Source organism: Maritimibacter sp. 55A14, from assembly GCF_003122205.1.
In the GTDB taxonomy this organism is placed as follows: domain Bacteria; phylum Pseudomonadota; class Alphaproteobacteria; order Rhodobacterales; family Rhodobacteraceae; genus QEYE01.
Genome location: NZ_QEYE01000020.1, coordinates 11899 through 28887 on the forward strand (window position 1 = coordinate 11899; position 16989 = coordinate 28887).

General features: G+C 68.8%; 18 protein-coding genes. 11 read left to right on the forward strand and 7 right to left on the reverse strand.

Going from position 1 to position 16989, the window contains the following annotated elements; translation table 11 throughout:
* Positions 1 to 47 precede the first annotated feature (47 nt).
* The 10 genes from DDZ14_RS15180 to DDZ14_RS15225 all read left to right on the forward strand — a co-directional run bounded on the left by DDZ14_RS15180 (position 48) and on the right by DDZ14_RS15225 (position 11881).
* Positions 48 to 902 carry a xanthine dehydrogenase family protein subunit M gene (locus DDZ14_RS15180; protein ID WP_109425830.1) on the forward strand — a complete coding sequence of 285 codons (855 nt, stop codon included), beginning with the start codon at positions 48 to 50 and terminating at the stop codon, positions 900 to 902.
* Positions 895 to 3648 (forward strand): molybdopterin cofactor-binding domain-containing protein, encoded by a 2754-nt coding sequence (locus DDZ14_RS15185; RefSeq protein WP_109425831.1) that lies wholly within the window; start codon positions 895 to 897, stop codon positions 3646 to 3648. Before DDZ14_RS15180 ends, DDZ14_RS15185 begins: the two co-directional genes overlap by 8 nt.
* Positions 3645 to 5108, forward strand: a complete 1464-nt coding sequence (locus DDZ14_RS15190) for a 6-hydroxynicotinate reductase (protein ID WP_109425832.1) — start codon at positions 3645 to 3647, stop codon at positions 5106 to 5108. The genes DDZ14_RS15185 and DDZ14_RS15190 overlap by 4 nt, the downstream gene beginning before the upstream one ends.
* Positions 5105 to 5980, forward strand: coding sequence for a UPF0280 family protein (locus DDZ14_RS15195; protein WP_109425833.1), 876 nt, complete (start codon positions 5105 to 5107; stop codon positions 5978 to 5980). Before DDZ14_RS15190 ends, DDZ14_RS15195 begins: the two co-directional genes overlap by 4 nt.
* 36 nt (positions 5981 to 6016) lie before the next feature.
* The gene (locus DDZ14_RS15200) at positions 6017 to 6601 is read left to right on the forward strand and encodes an amino acid synthesis family protein (protein WP_109425834.1); all 585 of its coding nucleotides are present in this window, start codon (positions 6017 to 6019) and stop codon (positions 6599 to 6601) included.
* Between the two features lie 56 nt (positions 6602 to 6657).
* Entirely contained in the window at positions 6658 to 7875 is a 1218-nt protein-coding gene (locus DDZ14_RS15205) for an ABC transporter substrate-binding protein (RefSeq protein ID WP_109425835.1), read from the forward strand.
* 94 nt (positions 7876 to 7969) lie between these two features.
* A complete protein-coding gene (locus tag DDZ14_RS15210; RefSeq protein ID WP_109425836.1) occupies positions 7970 to 9829 on the forward strand; it encodes an ABC transporter permease in 1860 nt (619 codons plus the stop codon).
* Positions 9826 to 10599: an ABC transporter ATP-binding protein gene (locus DDZ14_RS15215; protein ID WP_109425837.1), complete on the forward strand. Its 774-nt coding sequence runs from the start codon at positions 9826 to 9828 to the stop codon at positions 10597 to 10599. Before DDZ14_RS15210 ends, DDZ14_RS15215 begins: the two co-directional genes overlap by 4 nt.
* Positions 10592 to 11293: an ABC transporter ATP-binding protein gene (locus DDZ14_RS15220; RefSeq protein WP_109425838.1), complete on the forward strand. Its 702-nt coding sequence runs from the start codon at positions 10592 to 10594 to the stop codon at positions 11291 to 11293. Before DDZ14_RS15215 ends, DDZ14_RS15220 begins: the two co-directional genes overlap by 8 nt.
* A gap of 126 nt (positions 11294 to 11419) precedes the next feature.
* Entirely contained in the window at positions 11420 to 11881 is a 462-nt protein-coding gene (locus tag DDZ14_RS15225; RefSeq protein WP_109425839.1) for a MarR family winged helix-turn-helix transcriptional regulator, read from the forward strand.
* A gap of 13 nt (positions 11882 to 11894) precedes the next feature.
* Here DDZ14_RS15225 and DDZ14_RS15230 read toward each other — a convergent pair whose 3' ends face one another.
* From DDZ14_RS15230 to DDZ14_RS15255, 6 genes are all read right to left on the reverse strand, one after another.
* Positions 11895 to 13085, reverse strand: coding sequence for an amidohydrolase family protein (locus tag DDZ14_RS15230; RefSeq protein ID WP_109425840.1), 1191 nt, complete (start codon positions 13083 to 13085; stop codon positions 11895 to 11897).
* A gap of 76 nt (positions 13086 to 13161) precedes the next feature.
* Positions 13162 to 13833 carry an adenine nucleotide alpha hydrolase gene (locus DDZ14_RS15235; RefSeq protein ID WP_233252606.1) on the reverse strand — a complete coding sequence of 224 codons (672 nt, stop codon included), beginning with the start codon at positions 13831 to 13833 and terminating at the stop codon, positions 13162 to 13164.
* On the reverse strand, positions 13830 to 14468 hold the full coding sequence (gene hisH / locus DDZ14_RS15240) for an imidazole glycerol phosphate synthase subunit HisH (RefSeq protein WP_109425841.1): 639 nt from the start codon (positions 14466 to 14468) through the stop codon (positions 13830 to 13832). Before hisH ends, DDZ14_RS15235 begins: the two co-directional genes overlap by 4 nt.
* Before the next feature lie 3 nt (positions 14469 to 14471).
* Positions 14472 to 15059, reverse strand: a complete 588-nt coding sequence (hisB, locus tag DDZ14_RS15245) for an imidazoleglycerol-phosphate dehydratase HisB (protein WP_109425842.1) — start codon at positions 15057 to 15059, stop codon at positions 14472 to 14474.
* Positions 15060 to 15186: 127 nt separating this feature from the next.
* Positions 15187 to 15315: an entericidin A/B family lipoprotein gene (locus tag DDZ14_RS15250; RefSeq protein WP_109425843.1), complete on the reverse strand. Its 129-nt coding sequence runs from the start codon at positions 15313 to 15315 to the stop codon at positions 15187 to 15189.
* Positions 15316 to 15430: 115 nt separating this feature from the next.
* A complete protein-coding gene (locus DDZ14_RS15255) occupies positions 15431 to 16204 on the reverse strand; it encodes a DUF5020 family protein (protein WP_109425844.1) in 774 nt (257 codons plus the stop codon).
* A 297-nt stretch (positions 16205 to 16501) separates the two neighbouring features.
* Between DDZ14_RS15255 and DDZ14_RS15260 the strand changes: the two genes are divergently transcribed.
* A complete protein-coding gene (locus DDZ14_RS15260; protein ID WP_109425877.1) occupies positions 16502 to 16684 on the forward strand; it encodes a CTP synthetase in 183 nt (60 codons plus the stop codon).
* A 12-nt stretch (positions 16685 to 16696) separates the two neighbouring features.
* Here DDZ14_RS15260 and DDZ14_RS15265 read toward each other — a convergent pair whose 3' ends face one another.
* On the reverse strand, positions 16697 to 16975 hold the full coding sequence (locus tag DDZ14_RS15265; protein ID WP_109425845.1) for a hypothetical protein: 279 nt from the start codon (positions 16973 to 16975) through the stop codon (positions 16697 to 16699).
* Between the last annotated feature and the right edge of the window lie 14 nt (positions 16976 to 16989).

Below are 16989 nucleotides of genomic sequence, written 5' to 3' on the forward strand. Positions count from 1 at the left end.
AAGCCCGGCCCTAACGTCTGGTTCAGACAAACCAGCGGGGCCGGGACGTGGCGTATTCCGCACCTTCCACATTGCAGGGCGCACTCAGCGCGCTGGCCGCGGGGCCGGTCGCGGTGATCGCGGGCGGCACGGATTTCTATCCGGGCCTGCGCGACGCGCCCGCACCCACCGATTTGCTGGACATCACCGGGATCGCCGAGCTGCGAGGCATCGCGCGCACGCCGACGGGCTGGCGCATCGGCGCCTGCACCCGCTGGAGCGAGATCGTCCGCGCCGACTTGCCCCCGGCCTTCGACGGGCTGAAGGCGGCGGGGCGCGAGGTCGGTTCGGTCCAGATTCAAAATGCGGCGACGGTTGCTGGCAATCTCTGCAATGCCTCGCCCGCCGCCGACGGGGTGCCGCCGCTTCTGACGCTGGAGGCGGAAGTGGAGCTTGCCTCGGACCGCGGCAAGCGGCGGCTGCCGCTGGGCGAGTTCATCAGCGGGGTTCGGCAGGTGGCGCTGCGGCCGGGTGAACTTGTGGCCGCGCTGCATCTGCCGGACCCGCCCGCCGGGGCGCGCGCGGGGTTCGCCAAGCTCGGCAGCCGGCGCTACATGGTGATCTCCATTGCGATGGTGGCGGTGCTGGTGCGGCTCGACGGCGCGGGCGCGATTGCGGAGGCGCGGATCGCAGTGGGCGCCTGTTCGCCCGTGGCCCGGCGGCTTCCGGCGCTGGAGGTCATGCTCGCGGGGTGTCCCGCGGCGCGGCTGGCCGGGTTCGACATCGCGCCCGCGCATCTGGAACCGCTCGCGCCCATCGACGATCTGCGCGGCACCGCCGCCTACCGGCTCGACGCCGTGGCGGAGCTCTGCCGCCGGGCGCTGGCGGAGGCTGTCGGAGTGGCGGAACGCGGCGATGGATGAGCGCGTGGCAGCCGCGCGGACCCGGTTCCGCCTGAACGGGGCGCCGGTGACGCTCTCCCCCGTGCCGGGCGAGCGGCTCTCGGAGGTGCTGCGCGAGCGGCTGGGCGCGCGCGAGGTGAAGATCGGCTGCAACGCGGGCGATTGCGGCGCCTGCACGGTGCTGGTGGACGGTGCGCCGGTTTGCGCCTGCCTGATGCCCGCGCAGCAGGCCGAGGGGCGCTCCGTGGAGACCGTCGCGGCGCTGGTGCGGGACGACCGGCATGGCCGGGCGCTGGCCGCCGCCTTCCAGAACCGCGCCGCCGCGCAATGCGGCATCTGCACGCCGGGAATGATCACCGCGGCAGTCGCGTTGCTGCGGGCCGACCCGGTGCCGGACGAGGCTGCTATTATGGACGCGCTCAACGGTGTGCTTTGCCGCTGCACCGGCTACCGGGCGATCATCGCCGCGGTGCTGGAGGCGGGCCGCAGCCCGCTGCCCGGCGGAGCGGGCGAGGTGGGCAGCGCGGTGCGCAGGCTCGACGGGGCGGCCAAGGTCGAGGGCCGCGAGGCCTATGGCGACGACATTGCCCCGCCCGGAACGCTGGAAATGCGGGTGATCCGGTCGCCGCACCCGCGCGCGCGCTTCGCACTGGGCGATCTGGATACTTTCCTTGCCGTCCGCGACGGGCTGGAGGCCGTGCTGACCGCGGCGGATGTTCCGGGGCGCAACGCCTTCGGCACGATCCCCGGTTTCATAGACCAGCCGGTCTTTGCCGAGGCCGAGACCCGCTTCCGGGGCGAAGCCGTGGCCGCGGTCATCGGCACGCCCGAGGCGATGCGCCGCTTCGATCCGGCGGATTTCCCGGTGACATGGACGCCGCTGCCCGCCGTCGCCACGCTGGCCGAGGCATTGGCGCCGGAGGCGCCGCAACTCCATGCCGGGCGCGCGGGCAACGTGATGTGCGAAGGCTTCGTGGAATGCGGTGACCCGGAGGCGGCGCTGGCGCGCGCCGATGTCACGGTGGAGGGCCGCTTCCGCTCGGGCTTCGTGGAGCACGCCTATATCGAGCCCGATGCGGGCTATGCGCGGATGCGGGACGGCCGGCTGGAGGTCCAGGCCTGCACCCAGGCCCCGGTGATGGACCGCGAGGGGCTGGAGGACATTCTGGGGATGGAACGTGGTTCGGTGCGTATCGTGCCCAGCGCGGTGGGCGGCGGCTTCGGCTCCAAGCTCGACCTGTCGGTGCAGCCCTACCTGGCGTTGGGCGCGCTCACGACCGGCCGGCCGGTGCGCCTGGCCTACAGCCGTATCGAGACGATGCAGGTGACCACCAAGCGCCACCCGTCCGATATCCTGCTCAGGATCGGGGCGAGGCGCGACGGGCGGCTCTGCGGGTTGAGCTTCGCGGGCGATTTCAACACCGGCGCCTATGCCTCCTGGGGGCCGACTGTGGCGAACCGCGTGCCGGTCCATGCCTCGGGTCCATACCGCGTGGCAGATTACCGGGCCGAGGCGCGTGCCATCCACACCCATTGCCCGCCTTCGGGGGCGTTCCGGGGGTTCGGCGTGCCGCAGGCCGCGATCGCGCAGGAGGTGCTCTTCGACGAGATTGCGGAAAAGCTGGACATGGACCCTCTGGAATTCCGGTATCTCAACGCACTGGAGAACGGCCTGCCCACCGTCTGCGGCCAGGTCTTCGAACAGGGCGTGGGCATCCGTGCCTGCCTCGACGCGCTGCGCCCGGCCTGGACGGCGGCACGCGACGAGGCCGCGGCCTTCAACGCCCGCGCCGCATCAGACGGCGGCCCGCGGCGCAAGGGCGCGGGCCTGGCCTGCGGCTGGTATGGCTGCGGCAACACCTCGTTGCCCAACCCGTCGACCATCAAGGCGGGCATCCGCGCCGACGGCACGCTGGTGCTGCACCAGGGCGCGATGGATGTCGGGCAGGGCGCGAACACGGTGATCGCCCAGATATTCGCCACTGCGCTGGGCGTGCCGCTTGGCTGCGTGACGCTGGTGGGCGCGGATACGGACGTGACGCCGGATGCGGGCAAGACCTCGGCCTCGCGCCAGACCTATGTCTCGGGCAACGCCGCGCGGCTGGCGGGCGCTGCGCTGCGCGCCGATATCCTGATGCGTTGCAACGCCTCGGAAGCCGCGCGGATCGCGCTGGGCGCGGGCGCGGTCGAGGTGACGGAGGGCGCGCGAACGCAGCGCCTGCCGCTCGGCCGGTTGCCGCCCGATGCCGAAGGCTATGTCCTGCGGGCCGAGGAGACCTACGATCCGCCGACCCGGCCGCTCGACGCATCGGGGCAGGGGGTGCCCTATGCGCAGTTCGGCTATGCCGCCCATCTGGTACTGGTGGAGGTCGACACCGCGCTGGGTCATGTCCGCCCGCAGCGTTTCACGGCCGCGCATGACGTGGGCCGGGCGATCAACCCGCTTCTGGTGGAGGGGCAGGTGCATGGCGGCATCGCGCAGGGCATGGGCATGGCGCTGATGGAGGAGTACCTTCCGGGGCTGACAGAGAACCTGCACGACTACCTGATCCCCACCGTGGGCGACATGCCCCCGGTGGAGACGCTGATCGTCGAGGAACCCGACGCCCACGGGCCCTATGGCGCGAAGGGGCTGGGGGAACATGTGCTGATTCCCACCGCGCCCGCGATCCTGAACGCGATCCGCCATGCCACCGGCTGCCGGCTGCGCGCCGTGCCGGTCACGCCCGACCGGATGCGTGCCGCGATCCTGGAGCGGCAGAAATGAGCGGCGCGCGCAAATCCGACGCGCCGGGCAAGATCCGCTGCGATGCCTGCCCGGTCATGTGCTACATTGCCGAGGGCCGTTCGGGCGCCTGCGACCGCTACGCCAATCACGGCGGGCGGCTGGTGCGGCTCGACCCGCTCACGGTGATAGAATCGGGCGCGGCGGCGGTGCCTTTCCTGCAGGACGGCGACGGCAGCGACTGGGACGGCGACCTGATCCAGGGCGACCGGCCCTTCGTCACGGCGATCGGCGCGGGCACGACCTATCCCGACTACAAGCCCGCGCCATTCATCGTCAGCCAGCCGGTCGATGGCGTGGACATGGTGACCGTCGTGACCGAGGGCATCTTCAGCTATTGCGGCGTCAAGGTAAAGATCGACACCGACCGCCATATCGGCGCGGAACGCGCCATCGTGCGCGTGGAGGGTGAGCCGATCGGCCATGTCATGACCTCCGAATACGGCTCACGCATGCTGTCGCTGGGCGGCGTGGAGCACCTGACCGGCGGCAGCAAGGCCGAGGGCCGCGTGACCTGCGACGCGCTGCTCAGGCTCTGCAATTGCGAACCGGTCGAGATGGAGATCGACGAGGGCGCGCGGGTGGTGGTGCAGGCGGGCCGTCCGCCGGTCATCGACGGCGTGCCGGAGCGACTGATGCGGGTGGGCTGCGGGTCGGCCACGATCGGCATGTTCGCCCGCCAATGGGCGCCGCATGTGGACGAGGTGGTGGTCGTGGACGACCACATCACCGGCGTGCTGTCCGAGCATGAGGCCGGCCGGGGCCTGGACATGCGCCGCACGGGCATCCGGGTCAAAGGCAGGCGGTCCACGCCGGGCCGCTATTTCCAGGTGGCCGAACCCGGCACCGGCTGGGGCGGCACCGATGTCGAGGATCCGTTGACGATCCTGAAGCCGGCCGATCCGAAGCACGCCTGGCCGGGATTGCGGTTGCTGATGATCTCGACCACCGGCGAGCAATGGTCCTACTTCATCCTCAACGAGAAGTTGGAGCCGGAAATATCGGAAATCACACCGGAATTACTGTCCGCGTCCGAGCGTATCGCGGAGAATTGCGAGCCCGCGCTCTGTTCGGTACTCTTCATGGGCGGCGCCGGCGGCAGCCTGCGCGCGGGCGTCACCGCGAACCCTGTCGGCCTGACCCATTCGGTCAAGGATACACTCACGCGGGTCTCCTGCGGTGGGGCCCCGGCCTATGTCTGGCCCGGCGGAGGGATCACCGTGATGGCCGATGTCACGCAGATGCCGAGCAACGCCTTCGGTTATGTGCCCACTCCGGCGCTGGTGGCGCCCATCGAATTCACCCTGCGCCGGTCCGACTATGCCGCGCTGGGCGGCCATACCGCGCAAATCCGCAGCGTCGAGAGCGTTCTCTCTGCCGACGTGCGTCGGGTCGGGCGCCCCGGTGGCGACCGGCGCGGCAAGGGGGAGGAAGGGGAATGACCGGACCGCAGGCCGCGCTTCTGCCCGGTGGGCCGCGGCTGCATCTGCAGCATGGCCCCATCGACCTCATCATCGGCGCGGAAGGGGCGGCGCCCGAAGCGCGGCTGGCAGCCTTTCGCGCCGCGCGCCGCGCCTTCGACGGGTTGCTGGAACGCCTGGTCGCCGAACTGTCCGCCCTGCGCCGTCCGCTCGACCCGGAGCACCCGCCGCAGGGGCCGGTGGCAATGCGCATGGCCCGCGCCGTCGCCCCCCATGGGACGGTCTTCGTCACGCCGATGGCTGCCGTGGCGGGCGCGGTCGCGGACGAGATCCTGGCGCGGATGCGCACCGCCGCGCCGCTCGACCGCGTCTATGTCAACAATGGCGGGGACATCGCGCTCCACCTCGCGCCGGGCGCGCGCTTCCGGCTGGCGATTGCCGGTTCCGGCGGCGCCGATCTGGGCCGCGTGACGGTCGTAGGTGGCGACGGCGTGGGCGGCATCGCCACAAGCGGGCGGGGCGGGCGGAGCCTGTCGCTCGGGATCGCCGACGCAGTGACGGTCCTGGCCGGTTGTGCCGCCGAAGCGGACGCCGCCGCCACGCTGATCGCCAATGCGGTCGACCTGCCGGGCCACAAGGCGATTTTGCGCGCCCCGGCGGAGGAGATCGACCCGCAGAGCGACCTCGGGACGCGCCCGGTGGTGACGGGCTGCGGGCGGCTTTCGCCGGAAGATGCCGCCGCGGCGCTGGCGCGCGGCCGGGACGCGGCCGCCGCGATGGCCGGGCGCGGGCTCATACGGACCGCCGCGCTTGTGTTGCAGGGGCAGAGCATGGCGTTGGGCGAGATGGCCGTGGCGCCGCCGGAGCCCGGCGCGCTGGCGGCCCATGCCTGAGGCGGCGGGCGGCATGCAAGGAAGGGAGCGGAGAGGATGAAGGCAGAGATACGCAAGATCGCCGTGACGGTCGAGGAAACCCGCCGCGAAATGGGCCGCGAGATTGCACCCCCCACCCGCAAGGCCGTGGCCGTGGCGGTAATCGCCAACCCCTTCGCGGGCCGCTATGCCGAGGATCTGTCGGCGCTGATGGAGATAGGCGCGGATCTGGGGGGCCTTCTGGGCGAAAGATGCGTCGCGGCGCTGGGCATCGCGCCGGAGGCCGCGGAAAGCTACGGCAAGGCGGCGATGGTGGGCGAGGCGGGCGAGTTGGAACACGCCGCCGCGATCCTGCACCCGAAGCTGGGCGCACCGCTGCGCGCCGCCGTGGGCTCGGGCGCGGCGCTGGTGCCGTCGTCGAAGAAAATGGGTGGGCCGGGTCAGACGCTCGACGTGCCGCTCGGCCACAAGGATGCGGCCTATGTGCGCTCGCATTTCGACGGGATCGAGGTGCGGCTGGCCGATGCGCCCCGCGCGGGCGAAATCCTGGTGGCCGTGGCGGTTACAGACAGCGGCCGGCCACTGCCCCGCGTGGGCGGGCTGACCGTGGACGAGGTCGAAGGCCGTGACGGGCTGCGATAGACAAGCCCGGCCGGGCACGCGATAACGAGAGAAATCTGAACAGGGAGTTCCGAGAGATGGCACGACTGAAACGCAGATCGCTACTGGGCGCGCTGGCGGCGCTGCCGATGCTCACGACCCTGGCCGGACCGGCTGCGGCACAGGACAGGATCGTGATCGGCGAGATCAACTCCTACACGCGGCTGCCCGCCTTCACAGAACCCTACAAGAAGGGATGGCAGCTTGGGCTGGAGGAGATCAACGCCGGAGGCGGCATCAAGGGACAGGAAATCGAGGTGATCAGCCGCGACGACACCGGCGACCCGGCCACCGCGATCCGCATCGCGGAGGAGATGATCTCGAAGGACGAGGCGACGATGATCTTCGGCACCTTCCTGTCGAATATCGGTCTGGCCGTTTCGGATTTTTCAAAGCAGAACAAGACATTGTTCCTGGCGTCCGAGCCGCTCTCGGATGCGATCGTCTGGTCGAACGGCAACCGCTATACCTACCGGTTGCGCCCCTCCACCCATATGCAGGCGGCAATGCTGGCCGAGGAGGCCGCCAAGCTCGACGCGGTGCGCTGGGCGACGGTGGCGCCAAACTACGCCTATGGCCGCGACGCGGTGGCGGCCTTCAAGGCGGAGCTGACCCGGCTGCGCCCGGATGTGGAATTCGTCGAGGAGCAGTGGCCGCCGGTCTTCAAGATCGACGCGGGCTCCACCGTGCGCGCACTGGAGGCCGCCAAGCCCGACGCGATCTACAACGTCACCTTCGCCGGCGACCTGGCGAAATTCGTGCGCGAGGGCTCCATCCGGATGCTTTTCGAAGACCGCCCGGTCGTGTCGCTGCTCTCCGGCGAGCCCGAATACCTGCTGCCCCTGGGCGACGAGACGCCCGACGGCTGGATCGTCACCGGCTATCCCGGCACCGATATCGAGACCGAGGCACATCAGGCGTTTGCGCAGGCCTATATCGACCGCTGGGGCGAGCCGCCGATGACCGGCTCGATCGTGGGCTACAACTCGATGCTGTCCATCAAGGCGCTCCTCGAGAAGGCCGAGTCGCTCGAGACCGAGGATCTTCTGGCGGCGATGGAGGGGCTGGAGGTGCCGTCGAGCCCGACCGGCCCGTTCCGCTTCCGAGCCGCCGACCATCAGGCCACGATGGGCGCCTATGTCGGGCGCACTGCGCTGGTGGACGGCACGCCCAAGATGGTGGACTGGGTCTATGCCCATGGTGCGGATTACCTGCCCTCCGAGGCAGAGGCCGCGAAGATGCGCCCGGCCGAGTAGCCGCGGGGCGCCGGGCAAGGGGATGTGCGCCGTCCGATCATCGGCGCGCCTCCCCGCCGGGGCGCGCGCGCCCATCTTCCGGGACAGGTGAGCCATGAGCTTCTATTTCGCGCAGCTTCTGACCGGCCTGGCCAATGCGTCGTCGTTGTTCCTGATCGCCTGCGGACTGTCGATCATCTTCGGGGTGACGCGGATCGTCAATTTCGCGCATGGTTCGCTTTTCATGCTGGGCGCCTATATCGCCTATTCGGTGGTCACGCGGCTCGACGCGGGGGTGTTCGGCTTCTGGTTCGGGATGCTGGCCGCGGCGCTGGCGGTGGGGCTGGTCGGGCTGGCGATGGAGTTTCTGATCCTGCGCCGGCTCTACCGCGCGCCGGAACTCTTCCAGCTCGTGGCGACCTTCGGCCTGGTGCTGGTGATCCAGGACGTGGCGCTGGCGATCTGGGGTGCGGCGGACCTGCTGGGTCCGCGCGCGCCGGGGCTGGCCCGCGCGGTGCGCATCTTCGGCGAGCCGATCCCGCAATACGACCTGGCGCTTATCGGGATCGGCCCTCTGGTGCTGGCGGGGATATGGCTGCTCTTCCACCGCACGCGCTGGGGCATCCTGGTCCGCGCGGCGACGCAGGACCGCGACATGGTGGGGGCGCTCGGCGTCAATCAGAACTGGCTCTTCTCGGCGGCGTTCTTCCTGGGCGCGGCGCTGGCAGGGCTGGGCGGCGCGTTGCAGATCCCGCGCGAGGCGGTCAGCCTGCAGATGGATCTCAACGTCATCGCAGAGGCTTTCGTCGTGGTCGTGATCGGCGGCATGGGCAGCGTGGCCGGCGCCTTCGTGGCGGCGGTGCTGATCTCGGTTCTCAACGCTTTCGCGGTGCTGGTCTTCCCGCAGATATCCATCGTTCTGCCCTTCGTGGTGATGGCCGTTGTACTGGTGCTGCGCCCGCACGGGCTGTTCGGGAAACCGGGCAGCGGGCATGGCGCGCCGGGCGAACCGGAGGCGCCGCTCCGCCACATGTCCGGGCGCGGCCGGATGGCGCTGGCTGCGCTGGTGCTGGCGATGCTGGCCAGCCCCGCGGTGGCGGGCGATTTTACCCTGATCCTGCTGGTCGACCTGCTGGTGGCGATGCTTTTCGCCGCGAGCCTGCATTTCCTGATGGGCGTGGGCGGCATGGTGTCCTTCGGGCACGCTGCCTTTTTCGGGATCGGGGCCTATGGAGCGGCGCTGGCGGTCAAAACGCTGGGCCTCGGGATGGGCGGCGCGATGCTGGCCGGGCCGCTGGCCGGTGCGCTGGGCGCGCTCGTCTTCGGCTGGTTTTGCGTGCGGCTCTCGGGTGTCTACCTGGCGATGCTGACCCTGGCGGCGGCACAGATCGTCTGGGGGATAACCTTCCAGTGGCAGGACGTGACCGGGGGCGATGACGGCATCCTCGGGGTCTGGCCCGCACCCTGGGCCAGCTCCGACACCGCCTATTTCTACCTCGCGGCGGCGATTTGCCTGGGCGGGATATGGGCCTTGCGCAGGGTCGTGCATTCGCCCTTCGGCTACCTTCTGCGCGGCGGCCGTGACTCGCCCGTCAGGGCCGAGGCGATCGGGCTCGACCTGCGCCGCCACCAATGGGCCGGCTTCACCCTGGCGGGCACGCTTGCGGGGCTCGCAGGAACGGTCTTCGCCTTCTCCAAGGGCAGCGTCTTTCCCGACGTGCTGGGCATCGCGCAATCGGTGGACGGGCTGATCATGGTGCTTCTGGGCGGCATCCACGCTCTGGCCGGGCCGCTGCTGGGCGCGGGCGTCTTCGTGCTGATCGAGGACTGGGTTTCGCGGCTCGATTTCTGGCGCTTCATCTTCGGAGCGATCATCCTGGCGGTGGTGCTGCTGGCGCCCGACGGACTGGCCGGCGGACTGGAGCGCCTGCGCCGCCTGCTGCGGCGCACAACCGGCGGGGGCGCGGCGCGATGAGCCTGCTGAAAGTGCGCGGTCTGACCAAGAAATTCGGCGGCCTGGTGGCGGTGGGGGATGTGTCCTTCGACCTGGCTCGCGGCGAGTTCCTGGCGTTGATCGGCCCGAACGGCGCGGGCAAGACCACCTGTTTCAACATGATAGGCGGTTACCTGCGGCCAGACCGTGGCAGCGTGCGGCTGGAAGGGCGCGATATCGTCGGCCTGCCGCCGCGCAGGATCTGGCGCATGGGCGTGGGCCGCACCTTCCAGATCACCGAGACCTTCCGCTCCATGACGGTGCGCGAGAACGTGCAGATGGCGCTGATCTCGCATCACCGGCGCAGCTTCGACATGGTCTCGGCGGCCGCAAAGCTCTATGTGGCCGAGGCCGACGCACTGCTGGCCGATACCGGCATGGAGGCGCATGCCGGGCGACCCTGTTCGGAACTGGCCTATGGCGATCTGAAACGGCTGGAGCTGGCCATCGCGATGGCCCACAAACCGCGGCTTCTGCTGATGGACGAGCCAACCGCGGGCATGGCCCCGTCCGAGCGCGTGGCGCTGATGGCGCTGACCGCCGGGATCGTGGCGCGCGAGGGGCTGAGCGTGATCTTCACCGAACACGACATGGACGTGGTTTTCGCCCATGCCCACCGCATCCTGGTGCTGAATCGCGGCCGCCTGATCGCCGAAGGCACGGGCGATGAGATCCGCGCCGACGCGACCGTGCGTGAGGTCTATCTGGGCGGCGGCGCGATTCGCGCCCGCGATGAGGCGGATCATGCTTGAGGTGACGGATCTCCATGCGCGCTATGGGGGCGCGCATATCCTGGGCGGCGTTAAATTGACCGTTGCGGGGGGCGAGGTGGTCGCACTTCTGGGCCGCAACGGCGCAGGCAAGACCACCACGATCAAGAGCATCATGGGGCTGGTGCGCCAGATATCCGGCAGTGTGCGCTACGAAGGGCGTGAATTGCTGGGCAGGCCGCCGCACGTGATTTGCCGCGCGGGCATCGGCTATGTGCCGGAGGAACGCCGCATCTTCGCCGACCTGACGGTGGCGGAGAACCTGGAGGTCGGCCGCCGCCCGACGCGCGAGGGCGCCCCGCATTGGAGTGTGGCGCATCTCTATGAGCTCTTTCCCAACCTCGCGGAACGGCGGCGCAACCAGGGCAAGCAACTCAGCGGTGGCGAGCAGCAGATGCTGACCATCGCGCGCACGCTGATGGGAAACCCCAGACTGGTGCTGCTCGACGAACCGTCGGAGGGCATCGCCCCGGTGATCGTGGAGCAGATGGCCCGCGTCATCGCCGAGTTGAAGCGCGAGGGCCTGTCGGTTCTGCTATCGGAGCAGAACCTGCATTTCGCGCGGCTCGTCTCGGATCGCGCCTATATCATCGAGACCGGCCAGGTCCGCTACGAGGGCGATTTCGCCGATCTCGACGCGCGTCCGGAGGTCAGTGAGCAATTTTTGGCCGTTTGACCCCGCCAACCGCCCGGATTTCCGCCGGGCGATTGCGGCGCCCTCCTTGGCATGCCTATTGTAACATGTCGTGAGCGGTGGTGATTGCCGTGCCCGGCGCGAGGCGAAACCGACACAGGATGGCCGATGTTCAGCGACAGACCCGCCAAGAGCGAAGACCCGATTCCCGAAGCCACGCCCGAATATATACTCGACGAACAGGTGGGCTACCTGCTGCGGCTTGCCAGCCAGCGGCATGCGGCGATCTTCGCAGAGCGTGCGTTGCTCGAACTCAGTGCGATGCAATTCTCGACGCTTATACGCCTGAGCGACGAGGGCGAGTGCTCGCAGAACCATCTGGGGCGGCTGGTCGCGATGGACGTGGCCACGATCAAGGGGGTTGTGGACCGGCTCAAACGCAAGGGTCTGGTGACGCTTCGCCCCGATCCCGGCGACAAGCGGCGCACGCTGATCTCGCTCTCGCAGACGGCGAAGGATGCGCTGCCCGAGTTGAGCCGCATGGGCCGCGAGATCACGCGCGAGACGCTGGCGCCGCTCTCGGTCGCAGAACGCAAGACCTTCCTGGAGTTGCTGAAGAAACTGGTCTGATCCGCGCGCCGGGTCAGCTAGCGACCGCGCCTGTCACCAGTTCCGGCAGCCGCGCGGCGGGCGGCGTGTTGCGCGAGCGCAGGCTGCGCACCTCGCCGTCGATCAGTGTCATTCCGATGCCGGGCAGGTTGCCCAACGCGACCGATTCCAGCAGCGAGACGCCCGGTGCGTGCTGGGCCTGGTCCATCAGCACGAAATCCGCGGCGCGGCCGGGCTCAAGCAGGCCGCAATCCAGATCGCGCTGGCGCGCGGTGTTGCCGGTCGCGAAGCAGAAGGCGATCTCGGCGGGCACATCCCCGAGGCTGGCCAGCATCGCCACCATCCGCAGGATGCCCAGCGGTTGCACACCCGATCCGGCTGGCCCGTCGGTGCCCAGCATCACCCGGTCGAGCTGCCCCAGTTCGCGCGCGGTATTGAGTGTCAGAAGCGCCGCGCGTCCGTTGCCGTTATGCACGATCTCCAGCCCCTTGAGGCAGTTCTCGCAGAGGCAGACGATCTGGTCGTCAGGCAGTGCCGAATGGCCGCCATTGATATGGCCGATCACGTCGGTCCCGGTCTCCAGCACCATGTCGGCGTCCACCAGCCCCGAGCCGGGGATCGACGGTCCGCCTGTATGGATCGTGCTCTGGATCCCGTATTTGCGCGCCCAGTCCACCATCTGGCGGCCGGTCTTGCCGTCCTTGACCGAGCCCAGCCCGACCTCGCCCAGCAGCTTCACGCCGGCCTGGGCCAGATCCCTGAAATCCTCCTCCACCATCCCGTGTTCGAGAACCGGCGCCCCGGCCAGGACCTTGACGCCCGAGGGGCGGAAATTCTCGTACCAGCGTTGGGCCGCGATCGCCATCGCCTTGAGGCCGACGACATCTTTCGGGCGGCCAGGCATATGCACCTCGCCGGCCGAGATCATCGTCGTCACCCCGCCATGCAGCGTGCTGTCGATCCAGTTGAGCTGGTTCTGCCGCGGGGTGTAGTCGCCCACGACCGGGTGCACATGGCTGTCGATCAGGCCGGGCGCCAGCGCCACGCCATGCGCGTCGACCAGCGTGGTCGCGTCGTCGGTGTCCATGTCGCGCGCGCGCCCGATCGCGGCGATCCGGCCGTCCAGCGCGACGATGCAGTCGGCCTCCAATATGGGGGCGTGCATGTCGCCACTCAGGCAGAGCCCGATATTGCGGATCACGGTCTTGCGGATCTCTGTGTGCATGGCGGTTCCTCCCGGCCTCTGAGGCCTGCCGTCAGCTTACGGGCATCGGGCGCGGGATCAAGCGCGGGCAGAACGCTCAACCCAGCGGCACCAGATCGGCATAGACGAAACCGTCCCGCGATTCGGTCTCGCCGCGGCGCGCCGGGATCGGAGCGGCGAAACAGGGCGCATCCAGGACGGCGGTGTGGAACTCACCGTTCTCGCCGCAGGGATCCACGCCCTCGGGCAGGGCATCGAGAAACGCATGATCGTATGCCGCCCCGGCCAGATCGGCCGGCAGGCGGGCGGGATCGAGCGTGACCAGGTGCGCCCTTATGCCGTCATCGACCATCTGCCGCGACAGGGCGCCCGTGTCCCGCCCCCAGAGCGGAAAGAGCGCCTGCATCCCGCACTCGGCCATGCGCGCCTCGCGCCAGGCGCGCACATCCTCCAGGAAGAGATCGCCGAAGATCACATGGGTGATGCCCTGCGCCTTGAGCCTTTCCACCGCGCCGGCCATACGCGCCTCGTACGCCTCGTTGCTGCAGGGCCAGGGTAGCGGCACGTTCAGAAGCGGCAGGCCGACCGCGCGGGCCTGCGCCCGGAGAATCCTGTCGCGGGTGCCGTGCATGGCCACGTGGTCGAATTGCGAATTGGTGGTCGTCAGCAGGGTGACAACTTCAGCGAGCCCCTGGCGCCGCACTTCCATCAGTGCCAGCGTGCAATCCTTGCCCGACGACCAGGAGAGCGCCGCGCGCGGCGCGCTCACGGCATCCAGCCAAGGAAGTTGGCGATCAGCCGCAGCCCGGTCTTCTGGCTCTTCTCCGGGTGGAACTGGGTCCCGAAGAGATTGTCGCGCCCGATCGCCGCGGTGATCGGGCCGCCGTGATCGACATGGGCGATCAGGTGCGCGGGATCGGCCGGGCGCATGTGGTAGGAATGCACGAAATAGGCGTGATCGCCGGTGGAAATCCCCTCCAGCAGCGCGTGGGGTCGGTCGATCACCAGGTCGTTCCAGCCCATATGCGGCACTTTCAGTGCCGGGTCGGAGGGCGTGATCTCCACCACCTCGCCGCCGATCCAGTCGAAGCCCTGCGTCACCGTGTATTCGCGCCCCAGCGTGGCCATCATCTGCATGCCCACGCAAATGCCCAGGAAGGGCCGGCCGCGCCGGATCACCGCATCCTCCATCGCCTCGAAGAGCCCGCCGCGCGCTGCCAGCCCCGCCCGGCAATCGGCGAAGGCGCCGACGCCCGGCAGTACGATGCGGTCGGCTCGGGCCACCGTTTCGGGGTCCGAGGTCACGCTGACCGGACCGGCGCCCGTTTCCGCGGCCATGCGCTGGAAGCTCTTGAGCGCCGAGTGCAGGTTGCCGGAATCGTAATCCAGGATGACGGTCGCCACGGCCTAGAGCGTCCCCTTGGTCGAGGGCACCGCGTCGGACCGGCGCGGATCCGGCTCCAGCGCGTCGCGCAGCGCACGCGCCACTGCCTTGAAGGCGGCCTCGGCGATGTGGTGGCTGTTGATCCCGGCCAGTGCGGTCACGTGCAGGGTGATCCCCGCATGGGTGGAGAGCGCCTGGAAGAACTCGCGCACCAGTTCGGTGTCGAAGCTGCCGATCTTGGGCGTGGGCATGTCCAGCGACCAGACCAGATAGGGCCGCCCGGACAGGTCCAGCGCCGCGCGCACCAGCGCGTCGTCCATCGGCAGGAGGCAGGCGCCATATCGGCGGATGCCGCGCTTGTCGCCCATCGCCTGCGCCAGCGCCTGGCCCAGCGCGATGCCGCAATCCTCCACCGTGTGGTGGTCGTCGATATGCAGATCGCCCGTGCAGGACAGTTTCATGTCGATCAGCGCATGACGGGCGAGTTGATCGAGCATGTGGTCGAAGAAGCCGACTCCGGTGGCGTTGGCATAGCTGCCGGACCCGTCGAGGTCGATCTCGACGCGGATCTCGGTCTCCGCCGTCTTGCGGGTGATGGTGGCGCTGCGCATGGCTGCTCCGCTCGCTGCTGTCGCGGGCTGTATAAGCCGTGCCGGCGGGCGGGCCAAGGCCCAAGCGGGGGGCACTGTGCCTTGCCGCGCCGGCGTTGCCGAAATGGCCCGCCCGCGCCGCGCCCCGCTACTGGTGCGCTGCGTCCGAGATCGCGTCGCCAGCCGATTGCAGGTCCCGGCCCGCGCCTTCGATCGTGTTGCAGGCGGCAAGGGCGAGGCAGAGCAGGAGGAGGACGGGTCGGGCAGGGTGGCGCATGGGTCATCTCCGGTCTTGACGGAACGGAAGATACCCGGTTTCCGCCCGGCGTCCAGAGGCTGTGCAAGGGGTCACAGACGGGCCGGTGATCCGGCCCGCCTGCCTCCGTGAGTGGTCAGTGAAGTTTCCACGCCAGGAAAACCTGGAGTACGTTGTCATCGACGCCGGAGACGCCGAACTTGTTCTCGAAGTAAGCGTATTCCAGCCCGAGGTTCAGGCGGTTCTCCTTGCCGCCCATCGCATGGCCGATATCCCAGCGAAGTTGCGGCTGAAACACGATCTGGTCGTCCACGCCGGACCCCTGGTCGCCGATAAAGTCGATGAATCCCTGGGTGGAGAATTTCTGCCCGCCGATCTCGAAGGGCGCGTTCCAGACGACGGTCGCCTGATAGGTGGTGTCGAGATTGCGGTCGAACGGGTCTTCCAGGTTGTCATAGGCATACAGCCCGAAGGTCAGCACGTTGAAGCCCGGCACGTTGAAATCGACCCGCGCGCCATAGAGCCCGACCAGGAAATCCGTTCCCTGGTTGATGCCCACGTCTAGCCCGACGTCACGGATCAGCCCGCTGTCGCTGAAATCCAGCCCGACGGTCTTGGCGCTCAGATGGCCGTAGATCTCGCCATATTGGTCGGTGTCGCGCCCCGAGGCGGGGCCGTCGAAATCCTGGTTGAGATCGACGAAAAAGAACACGTCGCCGTATTCGAAAGCGGTGAAATGTTCCAGCGTGATCGTGGTGCGCGCGGTCTCGCCGGCGCCGTTCTTGCCGAAGTGGAAGCCGTCGCCATAGAGCGCCTGAATCTCGGTGGTGGAAAATGCGCTGGCCGCGCCCGCGCCGGTGCCGGCCATCAGCCCGGCAAGCGCGATCGTCTTCAGTCCCTTGGACAACATCTCTGTCTCCCCATTGCATTGCGCGGCGCCTTGGCACGGCGCGCGCTTTTCGTTGGCGTGAGTTTTGCGTTCACGTGAGTGCGGGCAGCCTAGGACGACCCGGCCGGGTTCAGTAGATCGGCAATTCCGGAAACACCTGCGGTAAAATCCGCAGAATGCCGGGTCTGGTGCGGCAGTCGCCAAGCCTGTGAATGTGAAGGGTTTTGGATTTTCGCCGTCGCAGGATTTGAGCCATGTCAAGGTGCGTGGCCGCGGCCCGCGGTAAACTTCGCGTGTAATCAGTTGATGGAGGTCGAGATGATACGGCTGGCCCTACCCGTTTTCGCAATGGCGGCAACCGCCCTGATGGGCATCGCGGTCATCGCGGTCCTGACGGCCGGATATGACACGCTGCGCCCGATCCTGCTCGCCGCGGCGGTCGGTTTGGCGGTGTCGCTGCCGGTGACCTGGGCCGTGGTGCGCAAGCTCACGGGACGTTAACGACCGGACCGGTCAGCCCGCGGCGCCGCGCGCGGCGTCGGGATGGGTTTCCATATAGTGATGCAGCACGGTGTAGAGCGCGCGGGCATGATCCACGTCGTCGCGGTGCAGTGCCTCGCGGATATCCTCGCAGATCATCTGCTGGATATGCTGAAAACCCTTCGGCTCCTGGCTTGTGTACTCGGCCATGACCGCGGCGCTGACGCCGCAGCATCCCTCATGCTCGCCGATCGCCTCGATCTCGTCCCGCGTGAGGCAGGTCATGCCGATGATGTCGTCGAGGGTGATCATCCTCCCGTCCCCGT